Here is a 5,960-nt window from a genome sequence, read left to right as displayed (position 1 = left end):
CCAGTTTATCACACATTTCCATGATTACAGGATCTTGGGGATAATGTGACACACGTAGGAAGTTCCCTCCCATCTCTTTCAACAGCAATACATCCTGTACATGCAACTCGTCGCGCAAGGCATTTCCTTTCTGAAAATAATCCTGATGCCTGAAAAATCCGGCCGCAGGCCCGGCGGCAAGGAGCGCTTCGAGTTCGGCCAATGCGGGAACGTGCCAGCCCTCGGGACAGATGCCCCGCAGCGGAGTCCCGGACCGGACCGTGGCGCCGCCCGTCACCGTCTTATAATCATACAGCAGCCCTTTTTCCGCCACCGCGGAAAGCCCCTCCTCGGGATACCATACGCCATCGCCGATCTCCGTACCCGCAGGCTGGTAGCGCAGGTTCTCGGCCATCCATACCTGTCCGCCGATCTTCGCCGTGCGGTAGGTATCGCCGCCGTATTCCAGTTCGGAAGCCTCCCCGCCGTCGCCCTCGTCAAGCGAACCGCCGTCTTCCCAGTCGCTGACCTCGCCGCTCAGCTTCAGCTCGATGTCGATGTTGGTGACGAGCACCGACATGTCGTACCTTCGGCCGCTTTCGAGCGTCGCCGAAGAGAGAGTCTTGCTGCGGCTCTTGCCGTCGCGCGTGGAGACCGTGACGGTCAGCGCCCCCTGCTGCGGCACGAGAATCGCACGGTAGGAGGCGTCGGGCGTCACTTCGAAGGTTTCGATTTCAGCGGCCGCCGCGCCGGCTTTCGCCGAAGCCGTCGGCACGGAGTAGAGCAGCTTGACGTTGAGCCTCAGCTTGTTGAGCCGCGATACGCTCTTGTTCAGCTTTTAGAGCAGCTTGGCGCTCAGCTTCAGCTTTAGCAGCAGCTTCTGCACGTTGACGAGCAGCTTCTTGAGCAGCGATACGATCTTGTTCAGCTTTTAAAGCGGCTTGGCGTTGAGCTTCAGCTTGCTCAGCAGCAATACGATCTTGCTCAGCTTTTAAAGCCGCTTGGCGTTGAGCCTCAGCTTGCTCAGCAGCCAAACGTTGTTGTTCCGCTTGCATAGCCGCTTGACGTTGCGCCTCAGCTTGTTGAGCCGCTAAGCGTTGCTGTTCAGCTTGCATAGCCGCTTGGCGTTGAGCTTCAGCTTGCTCAGCAGCAATACGTTCTTGCTCAGCTTTTAAAGCCGCTTGGCGTTGAGCCTCAGCTTGTTGAGCCGCAATACGCTCTTGCTCCGCTTTTAGAGCCGCTTGACGTTGAGCTTCAGCTTGTTGAACCGCGATACGCTCTTGTTCCGCTTTTAAAGCAGCCTGGCGTTGAGCCTCAGCTTGTTGAGCCGCTAAACGTTGCTGTTCAGCTTGCATAGCTGCTTGGCGTTGAGCTTCAGCTTGCTCCGCAGCAATACGTTCTTGCTCAGCTCTTAGAGCCGCTTGGCGTTGAGCCTCAGCTTGTTGAGCAGCCAAACGTTGTTGTTCAGCTTGCATAGCTGCTTGACGTTGAGCCTCGGCTTGTTGTTGTGCTACGCGTTGCTGCTCTGCCTGCATAGCCATTTGACGTTGTTGTTCTGCTAGAATTGCAGCTTGACGTTGTGCTTCAGCTTGCTTTTGCGCAACCATTTGCTGATCAACTTGATTTGCACCTGATTGTTGAGCCGCTTCTTCGGCTGCTAGTTGAGCTAATCTTTCACGTTCTGCACGTTGAATATCGCGAATAGTTAATCTTTGTTTGGCTACAACGGCTTTAGTTTGAGTTGTATTAGCAATCACTAAAGGTGTTGTAGATTCTTGTTGGACCATTACAGGCGTACGTACCACTTGCGTCGTTTGTACTTGCTGTTTGCCATTAACTTGTTTTTGTACTGTAACAGGTTCTGTTTTACGTTGTACATTCATCAAGCTGTGCATAGCCAATGTTGGTTCCATTACAGAATTAGTTTGTTTATTAACAACATATTGTGGCTGTGAAACGGTTCTTTGTTGATCTGATAAAGCTTTTGCTATATCGTTTACCGGTACTGGACGTACACGAGGAATTAAAGGTGTTACCTTCGGAGCCGCTTGTGTGGTAGCACTTGGTTGCATAACTTGTTGTGCTTGTGTAGGAACCATTTGAGGTGGTGCTACGCGAACCGGAGCCATTGGTTGTGCCTGTACAGGTCTTACGGCTGCTTGTTGTGGTGCAACAACTATTGGTTGTGTAGTTGCAGGGGTAGGCTGAGTAGCCATAGGTCGCACGACTGGCGTTGCTACATTTGTAGTACCTTGCGTCGTTGATTCAGTGGTAGTGTTCGAACCTACCAAATCATTCATGTTGAGGGTAGGGGCTGCGTGGGCAACACCACCCAACGCTGCAGCTGCAAAAAATGCAGCGGTAACCTTACGTTTCCTAGATGATTTCATGAATTACTCTCCGAACTAGATTTCAAATAATAATTTATAATTTTAAAATTTATTTATATTTATATAGTTTAACATAAATCGATATATTTGTACAATTTATGAAAATATAGATGAATACTGGATGGGTGTAAAGAAGATGAGATTAGGAAAATATAAATAAATTTAAAGTGCATAGAATATTACATATTGCTTCTAATGATTTGAAGTAGTTTTTTATTATATGTACATATTTCCATAATATATGATATGCTTTTGGTAATTTGATTGACTTTCAATTATAAAGGAGAGAGTATGCTTAGAAAATTTTTACTAGCGTGTATGGTGCTAGGAACTTTCACCATACAGACACAAGCTATATCGATTAATGAGTTGAATGGATCACCACAGTTTAAAAATGTGTATGAAAAAACATATTCTTATGGTGATGGTTCAAGTAATAGGGATGTATTCTTTTTAAATACCTATTCTGTAGAGTCTCTAGAATATGCAGCACCACATTATAAATTGAAAGGTACTGTTTATTCTGTAAACGAACGTGCTCGTGATTGGGCTATTACGGAATATGAATTGACTGCTACCTATGATACGAATTATTCCTTGGCTAGCTTAATACAAGCCCAGCAGAGTGTAAAACCATCGCCAGCTATGTATGCTGTGATTAAGGCTGCACAAGATGAGTCTGGTATACAAATTGAGTTACAAGCGATCAAACGATACACTTGGGATGGAACTGTGGTTAATAGCCCAGCTAGATTGCTACATGAATCACGACCGCTTGACCGTAGTCGTTCAGATCAAGATCTCTTTACTATAGCAGATGCCATGTTTGTCGTTGCTTATCAGCAACATTTTGATGATATTGTCGTGAAATGAGGTGCCATATGAAACGTTTCTTATTTTTTATGGCCATCTTATGCGTATGGTGCGTGTCTTTTACTTCTGTGAAAGCCGTTTCTAATGTTGAATTACGAGATACAAGTCGTTTTGAACATATTATATCTAAAGGTGATACTGGTGGTGGAGATGGTAAGTACATTGAGTTGAGTACAGTCAAAGATGTATCTACAAGTGCCAGTACCAAAAGTATAGAGGCTAAGATTTATGTTGTATTACCTTCGTCTAATTTGATTCGAGAATACACAATTCATTATGACTATAACTTAAATTACTCCTTTGCGAATTTAGTCGCAAGAATGCCAGAGTTTAAACAACAATTTCCGGATTTCTATTTAGGTGAAATATGGAATATAAAAATGGATGATTCTGGAATTGTTGGTACTGTTAAGGCTCAACAGGATTACACGTTGCATGGTGAAAGAAAACCTACACAACCAGGTTATAAAGGATATGAGCATGTAACCTTCTTAACACTTACAGACTTTGATTTTGAAAGCTATCATGTTGCAAATCGTGTTTTCAAGAAAGTATTTGGCGTATTTTATGATGATGTAATTCGATAGTGTTACATAAGAAAAGGACTAGAACTCTAGGAGTTCTAGTCCTTTTGCTATATGTACTTATTTAGCATATGTACGTTTTGCTATATCTACTAGTATTATACTAGCTTTCACCATTATTTTTTTAGGCTTGGTTTTAATAGTGCCAAGATGATGCAAGCGATAACGGAGCCGATTGCAATGGATGCAAGGTAAAGAAGTGGGTTACCGATTGTTGGTACTACGAAGATACCGCCGTGTGGAGCATGTAGTGTACATTCGAAGAACATGGATAACGCACCAGCTGTACCAGCACCGATGATGCAAGCTGGTAATACGCGAACTGGATCGGCAGCTGCAAATGGGATAGCGCCTTCTGTGATGAAGGAAAGACCCATGATGTAGTTTGTGATACCAGATTTACGTTCAGCTTCTGTGAAGCGGCTAGGGAAGAATGTAGTACAAAGAGCGATTGCCAATGGTGGAACCATACCGCCTGCCATTACAGCAGCCATGATACCGTATTCGCCTGTCGCAAGAGCACCTGTACCGATAACGTAAGCCGCCTTGTTTACAGGACCGCCCATATCAACGGACATCATAGCGCCAAAGATGAGGCCTAACAATACGCGGCTAGTAGTGCCCATGGATTGCAAGGAGTCCATTAACCAGTGGTTAAGTGCGGATACAGGAGGGTTGATTACGAAGGTAATAGCGAGACCAATGAACAATACACCGAGTACAGGATAGAAGAGAACTGGTTTTGTACCTTCTAATGCTTGAGGCAAACCAGATACTAATTTCTTAACTAATAATACTAAATAACCTGCTGCAAAGCCGGCAATCAATGCGCCAAGGAAACCAGAGCCACCTTGGTTAGCTAATAAGCCGCCAACGAAACCAGCTACAAGACCTGGGCGGTCAGCAATACTCATAGCGATGTAACCAGCTAATACTGGCAACATGAATCCAAAGGATGCACCACCAATTTGCATTAAGAAGCCAGATAAAGGTGTACCGGAACCGAAGTTTTTAGGGTTTGCAGGATCAAATGTATCGAATAAGAATGCAAGGGCAATCAAGATACCGCCACCAATAACGAATGGCAACATGTGAGATACGCCGTTCATCAAGTGTTTGTAGATTTGACGGCCTACACTGTCAGATGCGCTAGTAGCGATTTCAGCGGATTCGCGGTCAGCAGCAGATGCGTGGTATACAGGTGCTGTACCAGCTGTAGCTTCACGCAATAATTCCTCTGCTTTGTTGATACCATTCGCAACTTTAGTTTGAATCATAGGTTTGCCATCGAAGCGAGCCATTTCTACTTGGCGGTCAGAAGCGACGATAATGCATTTTGCATGTTCGATTTCTTCTGCTGTAAGAGCATCTTTTACACCTGATGCACCGTTTTTCTCAACTTTTAAGGAAATGCCCATTTCTTTAGCTTTGCGCTCTAAGGACTCCGCAGCCATGTAGGTGTGCGCGATGCCTGTAGGACAACCTGTAACGGCTAATACTTCATAGTGAGGATTATCTACAGAAATTTTAGGAGCCACCTTTTCGATAGCTTCTGTAGCTTTTTCTTCAATAGCTTCAGTGATGCTTGGTGCTTCTTGAGGTTCAGGTTGTTTAATAAAGCCTTCTACAGATGGATCAAAGTTGCCTTGTTCTTTCGCTGTTACGAGTTCCAAGAAACGTTCTACCGTTGGAGCGGCGATGAGGGCTTCTTTGAAATCTGGGTCGATAACCATCATAGCTAATTGGCTCAATACCTCTACATGCGTATCTGCAGCGCCTTCTGGAGCTGCGATCATGAAGAATAAACGAGATGGTTGACCGTCGAGGGCTTCGAAGTCTACGCCGTGAGGCACAACCATAGCTGCTAGGCCTGCTTCTTTTACACCAGCGGATTTAGCATGTGGTGTGGCGATGCCGTCACCAAGGCCTGTAGAGCCAGATTCTTCACGAGCGAAAACGGCTGCTAAGTACTCAGCTTTGTCAATGAGGTTGCCGCCTTTTTCCATTAACTCCCCTAAAGTGTAGATCGCGTCAGCCTTTGTAACAGGGTCTGCATTTAGCAAGACAGATTGAGGTTTTAATAAATCAGTGATTTGCATATATGTACTCCTTGATACATTTCATAAGCAATATA

The 5,960-nt window shown here is 45.2% G+C and carries 5 protein-coding genes; 2 read left to right on the top strand and 3 right to left on the bottom strand.

Going from position 1 to position 5,960, the window contains the following annotated elements:
• Both Q7P05_RS03505 and Q7P05_RS03500 read right to left on the bottom strand, forming a co-directional pair.
• Positions 1-754: FISUMP domain-containing protein (locus Q7P05_RS03505; protein WP_303930478.1), on the bottom strand; the 754-nt coding region annotated here is incomplete at its 3' end.
• Positions 714-2,369, bottom strand: a complete 1,656-nt coding sequence (locus Q7P05_RS03500; RefSeq protein ID WP_369680425.1) for a hypothetical protein — start codon at positions 2,367-2,369, stop codon at positions 714-716. The genes Q7P05_RS03500 and Q7P05_RS03505, both read right to left, overlap by 41 nt.
• 291 nt (positions 2,370-2,660) lie before the next feature.
• Here Q7P05_RS03500 and Q7P05_RS03495 point away from each other — a divergent pair, with 291 nt between their 5' ends.
• Positions 2,661-3,242 carry a hypothetical protein gene (locus Q7P05_RS03495; RefSeq protein WP_303930476.1) on the top strand — a complete coding sequence of 194 codons (582 nt, stop codon included), beginning with the start codon at positions 2,661-2,663 and terminating at the stop codon, positions 3,240-3,242.
• 8 nt (positions 3,243-3,250) lie between these two features.
• A complete protein-coding gene (locus Q7P05_RS03490) occupies positions 3,251-3,829 on the top strand; it encodes a hypothetical protein (protein ID WP_303930474.1) in 579 nt (192 codons plus the stop codon).
• A 113-nt stretch (positions 3,830-3,942) separates the two neighbouring features.
• Here the strand turns inward: Q7P05_RS03490 and Q7P05_RS03485 are convergent, their stop codons facing one another.
• A complete protein-coding gene (locus tag Q7P05_RS03485) occupies positions 3,943-5,925 on the bottom strand; it encodes a fructose-specific PTS transporter subunit EIIC (RefSeq protein WP_303930471.1) in 1,983 nt (660 codons plus the stop codon).
• Positions 5,926-5,960: the final 35 nt, after the last annotated feature.

Origin of the sequence: Veillonella dispar (genome assembly GCF_937975875.1) — a bacterium.
GTDB classification, from domain to species: Bacteria; Bacillota; Negativicutes; order Veillonellales; family Veillonellaceae; genus Veillonella; species Veillonella dispar_B.
Note: the sequence above shows the minus strand (reverse complement) of the source record. Positions and strands in the feature narration are given on the sequence as shown.